This is a genomic window from Pandoraea terrigena (assembly GCF_902459705.1).
GTDB lineage: Bacteria > Pseudomonadota > Gammaproteobacteria > Burkholderiales > Burkholderiaceae > Pandoraea > Pandoraea terrigena.
Genome location: NZ_CABPRU010000005.1, coordinates 289,534 through 306,768 on the forward strand (window position 1 = coordinate 289,534; position 17,235 = coordinate 306,768).

The following is a 17,235-nucleotide window of genomic DNA, read 5'->3' on the forward strand; positions in this document are numbered from 1 at the left end:
GGGTGCGTGTTCGCGTGCCTGCCTTCCGATCCCCTGGAGTCTCCATGACCACCCGTAATCTGAGTCAGATGTTTGCGCCGACGTCGGTCGCCGTGATCGGCGCGTCCCTGCGTGAGCGGCGCGTGGGCACGACGGTCCTGCAAAACCTTATCGAGGGCGGCTTCAAGGGCGACATCTACCCGGTCAATCCGAAGTACTCGACGCTCGCGCATCTGAAATGCTATCGCGCGGTCGGCGATTTGCCGCAGACCCCCGATCTGGCCGTGATCTGCACGCCGCCAGCGACGGTGCCCGATCTGATCCGCGAACTCGGCGATCGTGGCACGCGTGCCGTCGTGGTGCTCACGTCGGGGCTCGCCCACGAACGCGATCGCCACGGCGTGACGCTGCAGGAGCGCATGCTCAAGAACGCAAAGCCGCACGTGCTGCGCATCCTTGGGCCGAATTGCATCGGACTGCTCAGTCCGGGGATCGGACTCAACGCCAGCTTCGCCCACATGGGCGCGCGCGCCGGCAAGCTTGCCTTCGTGTCGCAATCGGGCGCGCTCACCACGGCCGTGCTCGACTGGGCCGATGCGCGCGAGATTGGTTTCTCGCACTTCGTCTCGCTGGGTGACAGTGCGGACGTGGATTTCGGCGACATGCTCGACTACCTCGCGAGCGATCCCGGCACGGACGCCATCCTGATGTACATGGAATCGGTTCAGCACGCGCGCAAGTTCATGTCCGCCGCGCGTGCTGCGGCCCGTAACAAGCCGGTGGTCGTCATCAAGTCGGGGCGCGTGCCGGAGGGGGCGCAGGCGGCGGCCTCGCACACGGGCGCCCTGGCGGGCTCCGACGATGTGTACGACGCGGCGATCCGTCGTGCGGGCATGTTGCGCGTGGACACGACCGACGATCTGTTTGCCGCAGTGGAGACGCTGGCACGCCTGCGTCCGTTCTACGGCGACAAGCTGTCGATCATGACCAACGGTGGTGGCGCCGGCGTGATGGCGACGGATTCACTCGTGCTCAATGGCGGCAAGCTCGCGCACCTGACCGACAAGACGCGTGCCGCCCTCGACGCCGTGCTGCCGGCAACGCTTGGCCGCGTCAATCCGGTGGACATCGGCGGCGACGCCGATCTGGCACGCTATACGGCCACCCTCGAAGCCTTGTGCGAAGACCCCGACACGGCGGCCGTGCTGTTTATCCAGGCGCCCACGGCGGTCATGCCGAGCCTGGAGGTGGCGAACGGCCTTGCCGCGCTGCCGAAGCCGTCGAAGAATGTGTTTACGTGCTGGCTGGGCGGCGATACCGCCGAGCGGGCGCGTCGTATTTGCCGTGAGGCCGGATGGCCGACCTACGATACACCGGAGAATGCCGCCCGCGCGTTTCTCGAAGCCGTCAACTATCGCCGCAACCAATCGCTGCTGATGGAAACGCCGCCATCGATCCCGCCTGGCTTTGCACCCGACGTGGCCCGCGTGCGCGCGATTGTCGAGCGCGCCATGGGCGAGGGCCGGGTGTTGCTCTCCGAGCCCGAATCGAAGGGCGTGTTGGCGGCGTACGGCATTCCGGTGGTGGAGACGCTTGTTGCCGAGACCCCGGAGCAGGCGGGCGAAATCGCGCAGGGGATCGGCTTCCCGGTCGCCGTCAAACTGATTTCACCGGATATCACGCACAAGTCGGACGTTGGCGGCGTGGTGCTCAATATCGAGACGGCCGAGCAGGCACGCGAGGCGGCGTGCCAGATTCGCAGGCGCGCGCTCGCCGCCCAGCCGCAGGCGCGCGTGACGGGCTATTCCGTGCAACGCATGGTCAATGGGGCCGAAGCGTTCGAGTTGATCGTCGGCGTGGCGACGGACAACGTGTTCGGACCCGTGCTGCTGTTCGGGCAGGGCGGTACGGCGGTCGAAGTGATCGCCGATCGCACGATAGGCCTGCCGCCGCTGAATCTCAATCTCGCGCGCGACATGGTGGCGCGCGCGCGCGTGTCGAAGCTGCTTGCCGGCTATCGCAACCGGCCTCCCGCCGATCACGAAGCCATCTATCTCACGCTCGTGAAACTCTCGCAACTCGTGTGCGACGTGCCCGAGATCGCCGAGCTCGACATCAATCCGTTGTTCGCCGATGCGCACGGCGTGCTCGCGCTCGACGCCCGTATCGTGGCGCGCCCGCCCGCGTTGCCGGGGCAAGGGCGTCTGGCGATCCGCCCGTATCCGCAAGAACTGGAGAGCACCGTCGATGCAGGGGGCAAGCCGGTGCGGGTGCGTCCGATCCGGCCGGAGGACGAGCCTGCCTACAAGGCCTTCTTCCACACGCTCACGCCACAGGACGTGCAGTTCCGCTACTTCGGCCTGATCAAGGAACTGTCGCACTCCCAGATGGCGCGTGTCACCCAGATCGACTACGACCGTGCGATGACGTTCGTCGTCACGGAAAAGGACGAAGCGGGCAACACGCGCCTGCTCGGCGTGGTGCAGGCGCTGGCCGATCCGGACAACACGGTCGCCGAGTTCTCCGTGACGGTAAGCCCGCAGGCCCAAGGGCGCGGACTCGGGCGCGCGCTCATGGAGCACATCGTCGAGTACAGCCGCAAGCGCGGCACCGGAGAGCTGATTGGCTATGTGCTCACGGCAAATGCGCGTATGCTGACTCTCGCCCGTCATCTCGGCTTTGTCGAGGACAAGGAGATGGAGGCGGGCGTCCTTCATATCCGGCTGCCGCTGCAACACACGGCGCAGGCGCAGGACACCCGCGGGGCGTGACGCTCGAGGCCCGCCCGCCCGCAGTGTCCGAGGCGCGCGCCCTGGAGGGGGCAGGGCAGTCGCCTTGACCAGGAAGACGAATGCTAGTGAATTGCGTGGCCTACGAGGATGGCCGCAAGATTGCCGATCTGCATCCTGATGAAATATCGGACTACCTCCAGCGCCCGCGCTGCTTTGTCTGGGTCGCCCTCAAGGACCCCGGTCCCGGCGAACTGGCGCATATGCAGCACGAGTTCGGATTGCACGACCTCGCCGTCGAAGACGCGCAGCACGGTCACCAGCGTCCGAAGATCGAGCAGTACGGTGACTCGCTGTTCGCCGTGCTGCACGCGCTGAACAAAGACGCCGACGGCGATTATTCGATTGGCGAAGTGGCGATCTTCGCCGGGCACAACTACGTGCTTTCGGTGCGCTCGAACGCCACGCAGGGGCTCGGCGCCGTGCGGGCCCGCGCGGAGAAGGAGCCGAATCTGTTGCGTCAGGGTTCCATCTTTGTGCTCTACGCGCTCATGGACGCCATCGTCGATAGCTACTTCCCGATGCTCAACGATCTCGAGGCGCAACTCGAAGCGATCGAGGAGCAGATATTCACGCCGAATGCCCCCGCGAAGGGTCGCGCAATTATCGAAGACCTGTATCAGCTCAAGCGCCGGCTCATTACGCTGCAACACGCATGCGTGCCGCTGATGGAGGCCGTCAGCAAGTTGTTCGGGGCGATGGCGCCCAAGCTATGCGGTGGCATGCAGGAGTATTTCCGCGACGTTTTCGACCATCTTCAGCGCATCACGAAGAACATCGATCTGTTGCGCGAAATGGTCACGACCGCGCTGTCGGTCAATCTCGGCATGATCTCGCTCTCCGAGAATGAGACGACCAAGCGTCTGGGCTCATTCGCGGCGCTCTTTGCCGTGCCGACGATGATCGCCGGAATCTACGGCATGAACTTCTCCGATATCCCCGAGCTGAAGTTCCAGTACGGCTATCCGTTGTGCATCGCCGTGATGATCGGCATCGATGTGCTGCTGTTCGTCAGATTCCGGAAGGCCGGCTGGCTGTGAATGACGGGGCGGCGAGCGGTCGGTGAGAAGGCGGTTCCGGCCCGCCACGCCACACGGCGTCCATGTCAGGCGCGTGTCGCGATGCGCCCTTCGGCAGCCCTGTTGCCGGGCGACAACGGGGCTTACCCGAGGCCGCTTATCTGCCGTGCCGGGTATCGAGTAATTGCTCTAGAATGCGTGAACACCGCACCAGACGGTTGCCAAGGGTTGAGAACTACAAGAAACACCAGGCAAATAGGGGTCAGATATTGAATGCACCACTCTCGGGGATCCGCGTCATCGAATTCAGTCGAGGCGCGGCGGCTGCCTACTGCGGCTTGTTGTTGGCCGACATGGGCGCGGACGTCATCTTGATCGACGATCCGGTCGACGACATTTCCAACGATAGCCCGCGTCCGCTCAGTGCGATGGCGCACGCGGGCCTGCGGCGCAACAAGCGCTCCGTCACGCTCGACTTGCTCACGCTGGAAGGTCGCAGCCTCGCCCATACGCTGGTGCGTGGGGCGGACGTTGTCATCGAATGTTTGCCGTCGGGTGCGCTAGCGCGTGCCGGGCTCGGATACGACGCGTTGTCGGCCGTACAACCGCACTTGGTCTATGCGTCGATTTCGGCATTCGGCCAGGACGGCCCGCGGGCGGCGTCACAGCCCGGCGTGCCGGCGCTCGACGCGTTGCGGGGCATGCTTGGGGCGTCGCCCGGCGGGCTGGAGCCGCCACGCGACTTGCCGGTGGCCGATCTGGCCGCAGGGCTCTATGCGGCATTCTCCGTCTCGTCGGCGTTGGTCGCCGCCAAACAGCAAGGGCGCGGTGTTCATATCGACGTGCCGATGCTCGGGGCGACGCTTGCCATCGCTGCGTTGCACGCTGGCGATGCAGGCGCGCAAGCCGCGCATCGCGCCGGGCTGGTGCCTGGCGCGATGTCTCACGAAGTGACGGGCAGCGTGTCGGCGGCCACCTTGGACGCTGCCGGTGCGGGACCGTACCGGCACGGCGCAATGGCGTCCACGGCGCACAGCAAATCGTTGTCGTTATCAGAGGCCCAGAGCAACGCGAATGATGGCGACGATGCGGCGCGCTTTGGCGGGCCGTCGGCGCCATGGCCGACGTTTCGGGCCAGAGACGGTTATTTCGGCATGGATCTCGATGGACAAGCGCATTGGCGAGCGATCTGCGCGCTGATGCATCGCGTTGACCTGCTCGACGACTCTCGATTCGCCAGTGCGCGTGAGCGAGCGCGTCATCAAGCCGCGCTGCGCGACGTGCTGGAGGCGGTTTTCGTGCTCGAGGATCGCAGCGTCTGGCTTGCCCGGCTAGTGGCCGTGGGGGTGCCATGCACGGCGATCAGCACCTATTCGCGTGTCCTGGCGGACCCACAAGTGGCGCATATGGGGTGGGTGCGTTCGATGGTGTTGCCCAGTGGCGAGACGACACACACCATCGTTTCGCCTGTCCGAATCAATGGACAACGCCCGGTCACGCACCAGGATCCGCCTGCGCCCGGCGCGCATACGGGCGATATCCTTGCCGAACTCGAGGCCGCGGATGGGCCGGTTGCCCAGCGTGCTACACCACGGCAAGGTTGATACCCTTCCTACCGTGCCTGCGACTTGCTACCACATGGTGCGGCGACGTCTGAAGGGCGTCGCCCGCCTTGTCCGGCAAGGCTGACGCCAAAGACTGGGGCGCTCAGCGCCCGTGTCTTCGCAACGCCTTCTTGCGTGCCTGGGCCCCTCGGTTCCCCACCGGTTGGGACTATTCTGTTGCTGGCGGAATCTATATAATCCACAGTCATAAGCATATGACTAATAGTGATTTGCGCTGCCAAGTCGCTTCTTGCCGGATTTCCGTCCATGTTCCCAGAACTCTCGAGTGTTTCGCCGATGGCTGCTTTGCTGGGGGCTGCGGTCGGCCTCGTGCTGGGTTTGACCGGTGCGGGCGGTGGGATCTTTGCGGTGCCCGCGCTGGTGTTCGGGCTTGGATGGGGCGTGCCGCAAGCGGGGCCGGTGGCGCTGCTCGCCGTCGGGGCGAGCGCTGCGGTCGGCAGTGTGCATGGCTTGCGCGCCGGCCTGGTGCGCTACCGCGCGGCGATGTTGATGGCCGGGATCGGGGTCGCCGTGGCACCGCTCGGCACGTGGATGGCGCACCGTCTGCCGGAGCGCTGGCTGGTCGGACTCTTCGCCATCGCCATGATGGTCGTGGCGGCACGCATGTATCGCGCATCGCGTGGTGGCGCTGTCAACACTGGCAAAGCTGCCGGTGACACGACATTGACCGGCGACGCGCCGAGTCCACCATGTCGTCTGGATCCGGCGACGGGGCGGTTGCACTGGACGCGGCGCGTCGCAGGCACGCTCGGCGTCATCGGCGCGGTGTCGGGGTTTGCGTCGGGACTGCTGGGGGTCGGCGGCGGGTTCGTGATCGTCCCTGCGTTGCGGCGCTTCACCGATATCACGGTGCACGGTGTCGTGGCCACGTCGCTCTTCGTTATCGCGCTGATCTCCGCCGGCACGGTCGCCAACGCATGGTGGAACGGCATGCATCCGGGAGCCCAGGGGTGGATGTTTGTGGCGGGCGGCATCGTCGGCATGTTGCTCGGACGCATACTCACGCCGCACATCGAGGCGTCAAGGCTGCAGCAAATCTTCTCCGCGTTGATGGCTGCCGTCGCGCTGGGCATGTTCGCCAAGGCCTTCGGGGCCTGACATACGCCAATCGTGCGCGGGCCCTCTGGCCGCCCGCGCAGATCTCTCAAAATTCGCTACGCTTTGCGAGTGACTCGCGACGTCACTTGCGTCCTCGTACCACGCCGCGAACCGACTGTGGTTGGCGTGTCGGTCGTGCGCCGAATGAATTTTTCCGGCACCGGGTTGTCCATTGGGACGTGGCATCTGCGTGAGGGGTACGTAATCCGAGCCATCCCCGCATCGAAGTTCCGCAAATCGCGTGTGCCGCGTGCACCGCAGTCAGTCATCCACCTAATTTGGACTAGGATATTTCCTATAAGCAGCGCCAAAGCGGTCGGATTTTGTAGATTTATCCTATATTTCTGCTGGTCGCCAAACGACGCGTGACGTTGAAGTGTCACGCGGCGGGTCGATTGGCTTTGCATCGATGACCACGACACACGTTAACGCTCCGGCATCCCCCTCACTTCGCTGTTGGTTTGGGTTTGCCAGGCACGCCATGGGGCACCTGAACATCGCCACGCTGGCACGACTGGGCGGCACGCTTGTGATGGTGTGGCTCGCGGGATGCAGTGAATACCCGGCATCGACAGCGAGCGCGTTGGGTGCGGTGCAGGCGCAACCGGTTGCGGTGTCGCGTGAGGTCGAAGCGCGTATGCGGCCGGTGGCCGCCGCCGTGGCGATGAGTGGCACGCCACAAGTGGGCCGGGTTGTGAGCGGGACGTATCGGTGGATGGCGGATTGGCCTGAAACCCAGAGCGTCCATCAGTGGGAAGCGGCGTCCGGGCCGACGCGCATTCGCGTTGTCGCTCGGGCGCGCGAGATGATGCCGTCGACGGGCTTGCGTGGCGTGCGCCTTCGGTACTGTGTCAAGCCCGTCATCGGCGCCGGCACGGCGCGCCTGGCGGGCCACAAGACGTGCTCTGCCTGGACGACGGTCGAGGGCGCGGGCGCGGCTGGCGTGGCCGGATAGCGATGACGTTGGCGGCACGCCGAACCAAAGAGGGCGACGCGCCGTCCGGTTGGGGCCTGCCAATGTCGCCAGTAGTAAAGCGGTCACGCCTTCGTGACCAACGAGTGTGTCGGCTCGACCCACATTCCTCTTTTGGGAAGCCATGACGCGTAGACACGGCGAAGGATCGCGTGCGCCCACGGCTGACTTCTTTTAAAAGGATTTTGCAAGATGATGGTAAAAATTCTGATCGCCGATGATCATCCGATCATCGCCTCGACGCTGCGTGAAATGCTGTCCCCGGATCCCGGGTTTCACGTGCTGCCGCCCGTGACTAACTCGACAGAGCTCTTCAAGGCACTTGAGACGAATTCGGTCGACGTGCTGATCACCGACTATTGCATGCCCGGCGGCACCTTTGGTGACGGGCTTGTCATGATCAACCGCGTGCGTCGCAAGTATCCGGACGTCAAGATCATCGTGTTCACCTCGATCGAACAACCGGCCATCATCCACGCGCTTGATAGCTGCGGGGTGCTGGGCGTGATGACCAAGTCCGACGATCTGCGCGAAATCACGGTATGCGTGGAGCGCTGCCGGCGTGGCATGAGCTATCGCGGCGGGCGCGCCGAACAGATTCTCGAGGAGCAGATGCGCCGCAAGCCGACCGCGCGCCGTCCGCTCTCGCCGAAGGAAATGGAAGTGCTTCGCATGTACCTGGACGGGCTGAACGTGTCGCAGATTGCCGATGCCCTCAAGCGCTCGGCCAAGACGATCAACAACCAGAAGCGCATGGCGATGAGCAAGCTGGGCTGCCGCACCGACATGGAACTGTTCAAGCTCCACGTCTCGAGTCCGGTGCAGTTCTCGCGTGACGGCGAAGTCGAAACGCCGAGCGCCGTCTGAGTTTGTCCCGACCTACGACATTGGCGTCCAAGCCCGACGCAACGATAACGCGTGACATCGCGATTGCGGGCCGCCTGCTTCGTGTCGGTGGCCTGCTGGCCCTGCTGTTTGGGTTGTCGGTGTGGGGCGCGGCGGTGTCCTATGCGTTATTCGGCATGGTTTGGCAGGGGGGGCAGAAAACGGCCGCGTTTTTCGCGACCGTCGGCCATGAGATTCGCGACGTCGAGATCTTCGACGAGCAGGCCAATGCGATGGCGCAAGCGACGCTGGCGAGCGATGTTCGCTCGGGCGGCGTCACGCAGTTGCTGACCGATCGGATCCTCACGCCGCTGCTCACCATGCCGGTCGGCACGGCGAGGCGTATTGCCGGCGTCGGATGGGAGGGCGACTTCCAGATTATCAAGCTGGCGGACATACCGCCCGAGCGCGCACGGGTTTTGGCGCGACTCACCCTGCGCTTGATGATTCTCGACGCCAACTTCTGGAGTGCGCTGGGCGGACAGGACGAGACCTTCATCATCTCGGCCGACGGGGCGTTTGCCGCTCGCCGGACGAGCGTCGACATGGCGTCGGCCAGTGCCACCGATCTGACGCGCGACGCGCATGCGATGCTCGCGGAAATCAACAAGGTCGAGCGGTACAGCGCGCGTCGTTCGGCCAATAACGAGGGTCCGTTCTGGACCTACCCCTACAGCAATTCCCTCACCGGTTTGACGGCGGTCTCGAGCTTCGTGCCGATCCGCGATCTCAACGGTCACCTGATGGTCTACGTCGGCACCAGCATGGCACCCGACCTGATTGTGCCGCCGCGCCTGCGAACGTTGGAGCACACGGGCGAAGCGCTCCAATTGGTGTCGGCGGACGGGTTCGTCGTGGCGAGCGCCGGCGCGCCGCTCGGGTTGTTGGGGCATCTGCGTACGCTTGCCACGTTGCCGCTCTTTGGAGACGCGCAAATGGTGGTGCGTTACGATGGCGAACATCTGGTCTTCGAGCGTCATATGGCGTCGTCGCCGTGGTTCGTCCGGTACGCCGTTCGGCCAGTCGATATGCTGCAGCAAAGCGCCACGACGTTGATCAGCGCCACGTTGCTGCTATGTCTTTATGCTGCCGCCGTGTACGCCGGGATGCGCTACATGCGTCAGCGCATGATCGAACCGGCACGTCGGCGCACGACAGCGCTTCTCGAACGAGACGCCTTCACGCAAACGCTGATCGAAACAGCCCCCGTCGGCATGGCGATCATCGATCCCTTCGAACCGAGTGTGGTGATGAGCAATCCGGCGTACGCGGGCACCGTCGACTTGCTGCGACATCTCGGCGACGGCGAGTTGACGCGTATGTATCGCCAGGTGCATAGCGGTGTGGTGGCGCGTCCGGTGCGCCGCTTGCTCAGCGCGCTCGACGATGCCGGCGAGCGCCACTACGCCGTGAGCTTCGTCGATACCGTCTTTCGTGAGCAGTCGGTGCTTATCGCCACGCTGTCCGACGTCACGGAGCAGCGCCGCTTCGAGCTCGAGCAGCGCAAGGCGCGGCTTGCCGCCGAGAGTGCCAATCGCGCCAAGGACGTTTTCCTGACGACCGTCAGCCACGAAATGCGCACACCGCTGTATGGCACGCTCGCGTCGCTCGAACTACTGAGCGCACAACATCTCGGTAACGATCATCGCTATTACGTCGACGTCATGGAGAGTTCGACGCGCAATCTCCTCGATCTCATCAACGATCTGCTCGATTACTCACGGATCCAGGTCGGTCGCTTCGAGCTGAATCTCCGCGATGGGTCACTGCTCAAGGAACTCGAAGCCATCGGGTTGTCGTTTACGGGGCGTGCGCGGTTGCAGGGGCTTACGCTCGACTGGATGATCGATCCGCAGCTCTCGCGGGCGGTACACACCGATGCCCTGCGACTTGGACAGGTCGTGACGAATCTCGTCGGCAACGCCATCAAGTTCACCGAGAAAGGGCACGTCGCCTTCAGCGCGAGGGTGACGCACGCCGACCCGCAAGGCTGCGACGTGACCTTCACGGTGAGTGACAGCGGCGTTGGCATCGCGGCTGGCGATCTGGCGGACTTGTTCCGGCCGTTCGGCAAGAGCACGTCGGAGCCTGGCATGCAGCACGGCACCGGACTCGGGCTGGCGATTTCACATCAGTTCGTCGGTATGCTCGGCGGCGAGTTGCAGGTCGACAGTCAGGAGAGGGCGGGCACCACGATGCGCTTCACGCTTCGTCTGCCCTGGGCGTCGGACAGCGAGGGGCTGCCCGTCATCGGCACGGGCGAGACGTTCGCGTACGTGAGCGGGCTCGTTCGTCGCCATGCCTATCTCGACGCGTTGATTCGCCGGGCGGGTTTCACGCCGGTTCGGTATGACGACGCGGTAACGTGGTCTTCGGGCAATGGGCGTGTCCAGGATGCGGGCCTGCTCATGTTTGCCGACGAATGGCCGGTCCGCGGCATGGCAGGCGCTGAGGTCTATCTGCTGCGCTCGGCGCCTGTCGATCGCCCGGCTGGCAGCGCCCCCGCGTGGCCACGTGACGTCTCGCTGTTCCAGCAGGCGGAGCTTTGGGATGCGCTTGACCTGACGTCGCCGCCGCGACTTGCCGCAAGCGGTGACATGCCGGGCTCGGCCGGCCCGCAGGCGCGCGTCAAGCCGTTGGGGGGATGGTACGTGCTTGTCGCAGACGATCATCCGATCAGTGGCATGTTGCTGTCTCGGCAGTTGGAAGGGCTGGGCGCGATGGTCGATTGCTATCACGACCCGCGCGAGGCGCTCGATGCGTTCGACGCGGAATCGCACATGCTGGTGATCACCGACGCGAACATGCCGCACCTCTCCGGACACGCGTTGGCCACGCAGATCAAGGCGCGTGCGCCCCATGTGCCGGTGATCGTGGCAACGGCAGACGTCACGATGCGCAGCGACGACGAGGAGACATCGCCGTACGACGCCATCGTCTACAAGCCCGTGGATGCCCGGTCGTTGTTGCGCGTCATTGAACTTGTCCGGTCGCGGTATCCGTCGCTTTGCGTGGACATTGCGCCGCTGCCGACGTCGCCCGAACTGATCGACAGCGCGCCGAAGCCGACGCCCGACACGACTTCGGCGAAGGACTGGCGGCTGCCGCTATCGGACATGCTCGACACGTTCGTCAAGATTGCGGACCAGGACATCGCGAACTGCCGGGCGGCGCTGGCCGACCCGTCGCGCGACACGCTTCGTCACTCCGCGCATCGTCTGCGGGGCGGATTCATGGCGTTCGGGCTCAGTTCGCTGGCGTCGCTCGCGGCGCAGGTGGAACATCTGGCGCCCCAGGCGTCCGTGGGGCAGATGCAAGCCGCGTTCGACGTGCTCGACATGGCGTGGAACGACTGGCTGCGTGCCCAAGGACATGCCATCACCAGCGACGCCTGACACACGCGTCAGGCGCTCGCCGTCAGGACTCGGCGAAGTGCTCCGAGATCAACTGGCGTAGCCACTGATTTCCGCCGTCCTGGTGGTAGCGGCGATGCCAGAACACATTCGTTTGCAGCGCGGGAAGCCGCAGCGGCGGCTTGACGAACCGCAGGCCGAACGGCGCGGCGGCACGTTCGGCAAATTTCTGCGGCACGGTGACCACGAGATCGTTGACGCTCACCACATAGGGCACGGCGATGAAGTGAGGGACCCACACGTTGGCGTCGGCACCGAAGCCGGCTTGTGTCAGAAGTTGATTGACGCGCGCATAGGGATTGTCGCCGGTGGCGACGAACAGGTGGCGTGCCGCCTGGAATTCCGCCAGGCCGGCACGGGGGGTGTCGAGCGCGTGGCCGATGCGAAACAGGCTCACATACTGTTGGCGAAACAACCGGCGCTGGAAGAACGGTCCGGTCAGGTCGTCGAACGCCCCCACCGCGAGATCGATGCGCCCCGACGCCATGGCTTCCTTCAGATCGGGCAGCGTCGCCCGGACGGTGCGCAGGTGCACACCGGGAGCGAGCCGCGTGCACAGGTCGACGAGCGCCGGCATGAAGTACACCTCCCCCACATCCGTCATCGCCAACGTAAATTCCCGCTGACTGGTCGCCGGATCGAACGCCTCACGGTGATTGATGGCACGCGCGAGGCCGTCCAGGGCCGCCGAGACCGGCTCCGCGAGCGCCTGCGCGAACGGCGTGGGTTGCATGCCCGTGCCGGTGCGCGTGAAGAGTTCGTCTTCAAACGTCTGCCGCAGGCGGGCCAAGCCGTTGCTGACTGCGGGTTGAGACAAGCCCAACTCGCGTGCCGCCTGAGAGATGCTCCGATGCGTGAGGACCGCATGGAAGACGACCAACAGGTTCAAGTCGACGTCACGTAAGGAAATCATGGGGCGGCGATATTATTCGCGTTATGAATAGAGCAGATTCGTCTATTTATATCGCAAAATTGAATCGCTTGTCGGACAATGTTTCCATTCGATATCAGGAGACGAGGCCACTCATGCGTCAAGCAGACCAAATTCAGGGGGACCTGGGCTATCTGTCCGGGTTTGCCAACGAGTTCGCGACCGAAGCGTTGCCCGGTGCGCTGCCTATCTGGCAGAACTCGCCGCAGCGTGCGCCGTACGGTCTCTATGCGGAGCAACTCTCGGGCACGGCGTTCACGGCGCCGCGCGGACATAACCGTCGCTCGTGGGTGTATCGCATTCGTCCTGCCGCGATGCACAAGCCGTTCACCGCCATCGCATCGTCGCGCTGGCTGAGCCGATTTGACGACGTGCCGACGCCCCCCGACCAGATGCGCTGGGATCCGCTGCCGATGCCTGACGTGCCGACCGATTTCATTGACGGCATGGTGACGATGGCCGGCAACGGCGGCCCGGACGCCGGGCGCGGCTGTGGCATTCACCTGTATGCGGCGAGCAAGTCGATGGACGGCCGATTCTTCTACAACGCCGACGGTGAGCTGCTCGTCGTGCCGCAGGAAGGGCGTTTGCGGATCGCGACAGAATTCGGTGTGCTCGACGTGGCGCCCTATGAAATCGCCGTACTGCCACGTGGCGTGCGTTTCCGTGTGACGCTGCCCGATGGCCGTGCACGCGGCTATGTGTGCGAGAACTACGGTGCGTTGTTCCGTCTGCCGGATCTCGGTCCGATCGGCTCGAACGGCCTGGCAAATCCGCGGGACTTTCTCACGCCTGTTGCCGCCTATGAGGATATCGAAGGCGACTTCGAGCTCGTGGCGAAGTTTGGCGGCGCGTTGTGGCGTGCCGACATCGGGCATTCCCCGCTCGATGTGGTGGCCTGGCATGGCAACTACGCGCCTTACAAGTACGATCTGCGCCGCTTCAACACGATCGGTTCGATCAGCTTCGACCATCCGGACCCGTCGATCTTCCTGGTGCTGCAATCGCAAAGCAACGCCCCGGGGGTGGACGACATCGACTTCGTGATTTTCCCGCCGCGCTGGCTGGCGATGGAAAATTCGTTCCGTCCGCCATGGTTCCATCGCAATATCGCCAGTGAGTTCATGGGACTCATCCAGGGTGTCTACGACGCCAAGGCCGAGGGCTTCGTCCCGGGTGGCGCCAGCCTGCACAACTGCATGTCGGGCCACGGCCCCGATGCGGACACGTTCGAGAAGGCCTCGGCGGCCGATACGAGCCAGCCGCACAAGGTCGACGCGACGATGGCCTTCATGTTCGAGACGCCGACGGTCATTCGTCCCACGCGCTTCGCGCTGGAGACCAAGCAGCGGCAAGACAACTACTACACCTGCTGGCAAGGCCTGAAGAAACATTTCACTCCGAACCAGAAATAAGTGGCGTCGCGCCCGCAACGGCGCGAACCACTGAAGCGGCCGTCCGCGCATACGAATGGCGCAGGGGCGGCCGACGTGCTACCTCGAACAAGGAACTCCACATGTCCGCACTCCCGCAAAGCTGGGTCGCGTCCGCCAACACTGGCGTGACGGACTTCCCACTGCAAAACCTGCCGTATGGCGTGTTCAGCACCGCATCACAACCGACACCGCGTGTTGGCGTTGCCATTGGCGATCAGGTACTGGATCTGGCGGCGCTCGAAGCCGCCGGCGTGCTCAAGGTCCTCGAGGCCGGTGGCACGACGGTTTTCTCGCAGCCCGTCATCAACGCGTTCGTGTCACTGGGCAGCGCTGCCTGGCGGGCCACGCGTGCCCGCCTGACGTCGCTGCTCGCCGTGGACGGCGATGCTGCCCTGCGTGAAAACGCCTCGCTGCGGGCGCAGGCGCTCGTACCACTTGCACAGGTCACGCTGCATCTGCCGGTGCAAGTACCCGGCTACACCGACTTCTACTCGTCGAGAGAGCACGCGACCAACGTGGGCAGCATGTTCCGCGATCCGGCCAATGCGCTGATGCCGAACTGGCTGGAAATTCCGATCGGCTACAATGGTCGCGCCAGTTCCGTGGTGGTGAGTGGCACGCCGATTCATCGCCCGAACGGGCAGATCAAGCTGCCCGATGCGCCGCGTCCGATTTTCGATGCCTGCCGCAAGCTCGACTTCGAACTCGAAACCGGCTTCATCGTCGGACGCGACACGTCGCTGGGCGACAGCCTGAGCGTGGAAGCGGCCGAAGCGGCCATCTTCGGGATGGTGTTGCTCAATGACTGGTCGGCACGTGACCTGCAGCAATGGGAATACGTGCCGCTCGGACCGTTCAACGCAAAGTCGTTCGGCACGTCAATCTCGCCGTGGGTGGTGACGATGGAAGCGCTCGAACCGTTCCGCGTGGCCGGCCCCGAGCAGGATCCGCAGCCGGTCTCGTACCTGCAGCAGCAGGGCAAGCATGCCTTCGACATCGCGCTGGAAGTGCATCTGCACGCCGACGGCGACGCACAGGCGACGTCCATCTGCCGCACCAACTTCCGTCACATGTACTGGAGCATGGCACAACAGTTCGCCCACCATACGGTCTCGGGCTGCAACGTGCGCGTCGGCGACCTGATGGGCTCGGGCACGATCAGTGGCCCGACGCCAGACGCATTCGGCAGCCTGCTCGAACTGACATGGAACGGCAAGAACCCGATCACGCTTGCCAGCGGTGCGAAACGCACGTTCATTGAAGACGGCGATACGGTTGTGATGGCAGGCTGGTGCCAGGGGGACGGTTACCGCGTCGGCTTCGGCGAGGTCTCGGGCAAGATCCTGCCTGCGAAGGCGAGATAGGCGAGATAGGCGCGATCGGCGTGACGTGCCGACGTATGCCCGCAGGCTTGCCGGGCATGCGGACGGATGCGCCCTCAACGCGCCGCGCCGCGTCTGTCGTTTATGGCCCCGGTGATACCGCGTACACGTGAGTGCGACTGAGACGTGCCGGCGACAGGCGCTGCCACCATGGATTGACACGGCTAACGATCATGCCCGCGCTCACGCGGCATCGCGTGGGCGTATAGGCGAGTTCGTTGCCGACCCGACGTAACAGCGGCGGATCGCCGAGACGGGCGCGGCGGGGCACGCGCAGCGAGCGCCGCGCACGCGGAACCGGTGGTGGGGAAGCGGTAGCGTGTGACATTGGATATTTCCCTGAATCAAGCGAATACGGGAAGTATTTAGCCACGTCGCGGCGAGCGGCGACAGGTGAAGCAATCCGAAAAATGTGTTCGATGGGCATGACAGCCCACCGTCGCAAGTCACCAGGCTCATTGGTGTTTGTCGTCAGGCGTGGCCGGAGGATTGGCCACCGCCGCGGCAGGTGACGACGCCTCCGACGTGGGCGCGGCTGGCGATGACGCCGTCGGCGTCCCATTCGGCGACATCGGCGCACGGTTCAGTCCGTCATTGATCCACGCGTTGAGCAGCGTATAGGTCACCGCGAGAATCACCGGCCCCACGAACAGGCCCACGATCCCGAACGTCAGCATTCCCCCGAGCACGCCCGCGAGAATCAACGTCATCGGCAGATCAGCCCCCCGGCGGATCAACATCGGACGCATGATGTTGTCGAGCATGCCGATGAAGACCGAGAGCACCAACAGCAGTGTGGCGAGCGTCGGGCTGTCCTGCCAGTAGAGCCACGCCACGCTCGAGAGCAGCACGGGGAACGGGCCGATCTGGGCGACGCACAGCACCAGCATGAGCGCCGTCAGGAAGCCCGACAGCGGCACCCCCGTCAACCACAGGCCAAGACCGCCGAGCAGCGACTGCGTCACGGCGGTGACCACGATCCCGAGTGCCACCGCGCGAATCGACATGCCGGCGAGCCGGACCGATTCCTCGCCGCGATCGCCGCCGAGGCGCCGCGCCATGCGAATCAGCGCTCGCGCCGCACGCTCTCCCCGCATGAAGAGAATGCCGGAGATGATCAGCGTGAGGCCAAGGTGAACCACGAGCAGGCCGATCGACCCCAGCTTGGAGAATCCCCACGTCGCTGCCTTGACGGCATAGGGCTGAATCCTCGCGACGAGACCGCCGGGGCCGGCGGCCGCAAGCGCCTGCCACTCTTCGCTGGCGCGTTGGCCCACCACGGGAATGCGGATCAGCCAGTCGGGCGGCATCGGCAGGCCGCGCTGCCCGATGGTGTGCACTTGTGCGCTGATGTCGGAGGCGTGCCCGATCAGCGTGCCGATCGCGGCGGACAGCGGTGCGACAACGATCACGAGCATGCCGATGATCATGACGGTGGTGGCGAGCCATCGTTTGCCCCACAGGCGGCGTTGCAGGCCGACGAGTACAGGCCAGGTGGACGCGACGATGGTCACCGCCCAGATGAATGCCGGTAGAAACGGGAGCAGGATCCATAACGTGCCGATCATCAGCAGGCTGAGCACGAGAATGACCAGCAGGTTACGGGCGAGCTCGCTCGGGGGGGTGGAAAGCATGAAGGCTCCGGCTGGCAGGGGGGGGCGAACGCGTATCAGCACGCGTCTGGACGCACAGGTCGCACACGGTG

11 protein-coding genes are annotated in these 17,235 nt (G+C 64.7%); 9 read left to right on the forward strand and 2 right to left on the reverse strand.

What is annotated here, in order from left to right; all coding sequences use genetic code 11:
- Nucleotides 1-44: 44 nt before the first annotated feature.
- The 7 genes from PTE31013_RS13515 to PTE31013_RS13545 all read left to right on the forward strand — a co-directional run bounded on the left by PTE31013_RS13515 (nt 45) and on the right by PTE31013_RS13545 (nt 11,763).
- Nucleotides 45-2,750 (forward strand): bifunctional acetate--CoA ligase family protein/GNAT family N-acetyltransferase, encoded by a 2,706-nt coding sequence (locus tag PTE31013_RS13515; RefSeq protein WP_150613299.1) that lies wholly within the window; start codon nt 45-47, stop codon nt 2,748-2,750.
- An 80-nt stretch (nt 2,751-2,830) separates the two neighbouring features.
- On the forward strand, nt 2,831-3,808 hold the full coding sequence (corA, locus tag PTE31013_RS13520; protein ID WP_150613300.1) for a magnesium/cobalt transporter CorA: 978 nt from the start codon (nt 2,831-2,833) through the stop codon (nt 3,806-3,808).
- Nucleotides 3,809-4,056: 248 nt separating this feature from the next.
- Nucleotides 4,057-5,391 carry a CaiB/BaiF CoA transferase family protein gene (locus PTE31013_RS13525; RefSeq protein ID WP_174978558.1) on the forward strand — a complete coding sequence of 445 codons (1,335 nt, stop codon included), beginning with the start codon at nt 4,057-4,059 and terminating at the stop codon, nt 5,389-5,391.
- Between the two features lie 267 nt (nt 5,392-5,658).
- A complete protein-coding gene (locus tag PTE31013_RS13530; RefSeq protein ID WP_246174445.1) occupies nt 5,659-6,510 on the forward strand; it encodes a sulfite exporter TauE/SafE family protein in 852 nt (283 codons plus the stop codon).
- 481 nt (nt 6,511-6,991) lie between these two features.
- Nucleotides 6,992-7,465 carry a hypothetical protein gene (locus tag PTE31013_RS13535; RefSeq protein WP_150613302.1) on the forward strand — a complete coding sequence of 158 codons (474 nt, stop codon included), beginning with the start codon at nt 6,992-6,994 and terminating at the stop codon, nt 7,463-7,465.
- A 210-nt stretch (nt 7,466-7,675) separates the two neighbouring features.
- Nucleotides 7,676-8,350: a response regulator gene (locus PTE31013_RS13540; protein ID WP_150588904.1), complete on the forward strand. Its 675-nt coding sequence runs from the start codon at nt 7,676-7,678 to the stop codon at nt 8,348-8,350.
- Nucleotides 8,351-8,352: 2 nt separating this feature from the next.
- Nucleotides 8,353-11,763, forward strand: coding sequence for a hybrid sensor histidine kinase/response regulator (locus tag PTE31013_RS13545; RefSeq protein ID WP_150613303.1), 3,411 nt, complete (start codon nt 8,353-8,355; stop codon nt 11,761-11,763).
- 22 nt (nt 11,764-11,785) lie between these two features.
- On the opposite strand, the gene PTE31013_RS13550 is transcribed toward PTE31013_RS13545, so the two are convergent.
- Complete coding sequence (locus tag PTE31013_RS13550; RefSeq protein WP_150613304.1) at nt 11,786-12,694, reverse strand: LysR family transcriptional regulator; 909 nt, start codon at nt 12,692-12,694, stop codon at nt 11,786-11,788.
- 113 nt (nt 12,695-12,807) lie between these two features.
- Between PTE31013_RS13550 and hmgA the strand changes: the two genes are divergently transcribed.
- Together hmgA and fahA are read left to right on the forward strand one after the other, a co-directional pair.
- On the forward strand, nt 12,808-14,127 hold the full coding sequence (gene hmgA / locus PTE31013_RS13555; protein ID WP_150613305.1) for a homogentisate 1,2-dioxygenase: 1,320 nt from the start codon (nt 12,808-12,810) through the stop codon (nt 14,125-14,127).
- Nucleotides 14,128-14,228: 101 nt separating this feature from the next.
- Nucleotides 14,229-15,512: a fumarylacetoacetase gene (fahA, locus tag PTE31013_RS13560; protein ID WP_150613306.1), complete on the forward strand. Its 1,284-nt coding sequence runs from the start codon at nt 14,229-14,231 to the stop codon at nt 15,510-15,512.
- A gap of 473 nt (nt 15,513-15,985) precedes the next feature.
- Here the strand turns inward: fahA and ydiK are convergent, their stop codons facing one another.
- Nucleotides 15,986-17,164 (reverse strand): AI-2E family transporter YdiK, encoded by a 1,179-nt coding sequence (gene ydiK / locus PTE31013_RS13565; protein ID WP_150613307.1) that lies wholly within the window; start codon nt 17,162-17,164, stop codon nt 15,986-15,988.
- Nucleotides 17,165-17,235 lie beyond the last annotated feature (71 nt).

Bases quoted from the DNA above. Each gene is read 5' to 3' on its own strand.
- PTE31013_RS13535 (WP_150613302.1), top strand. From the start codon at position 6,992: ATGGGGCACCTGAACATCGCCACGCTGGCACGACTGGGCGGCACGCTT.
- PTE31013_RS13550 (WP_150613304.1), bottom strand. From the start codon at position 12,694: ATGATTTCCTTACGTGACGTCGACTTGAACCTGTTGGTCGTCTTCCAT.
- hmgA (WP_150613305.1), top strand. From the start codon at position 12,808: ATGCGTCAAGCAGACCAAATTCAGGGGGACCTGGGCTATCTGTCCGGG.
- PTE31013_RS13530 (WP_246174445.1), top strand. From the start codon at position 5,659: ATGTTCCCAGAACTCTCGAGTGTTTCGCCGATGGCTGCTTTGCTGGGG.
- fahA (WP_150613306.1), top strand. From the start codon at position 14,229: ATGTCCGCACTCCCGCAAAGCTGGGTCGCGTCCGCCAACACTGGCGTG.
- PTE31013_RS13515 (WP_150613299.1), top strand. From the start codon at position 45: ATGACCACCCGTAATCTGAGTCAGATGTTTGCGCCGACGTCGGTCGCC.
- ydiK (WP_150613307.1), bottom strand. From the start codon at position 17,164: ATGCTTTCCACCCCCCCGAGCGAGCTCGCCCGTAACCTGCTGGTCATT.
- corA (WP_150613300.1), top strand. From the start codon at position 2,831: ATGCTAGTGAATTGCGTGGCCTACGAGGATGGCCGCAAGATTGCCGAT.
- PTE31013_RS13540 (WP_150588904.1), top strand. From the start codon at position 7,676: ATGATGGTAAAAATTCTGATCGCCGATGATCATCCGATCATCGCCTCG.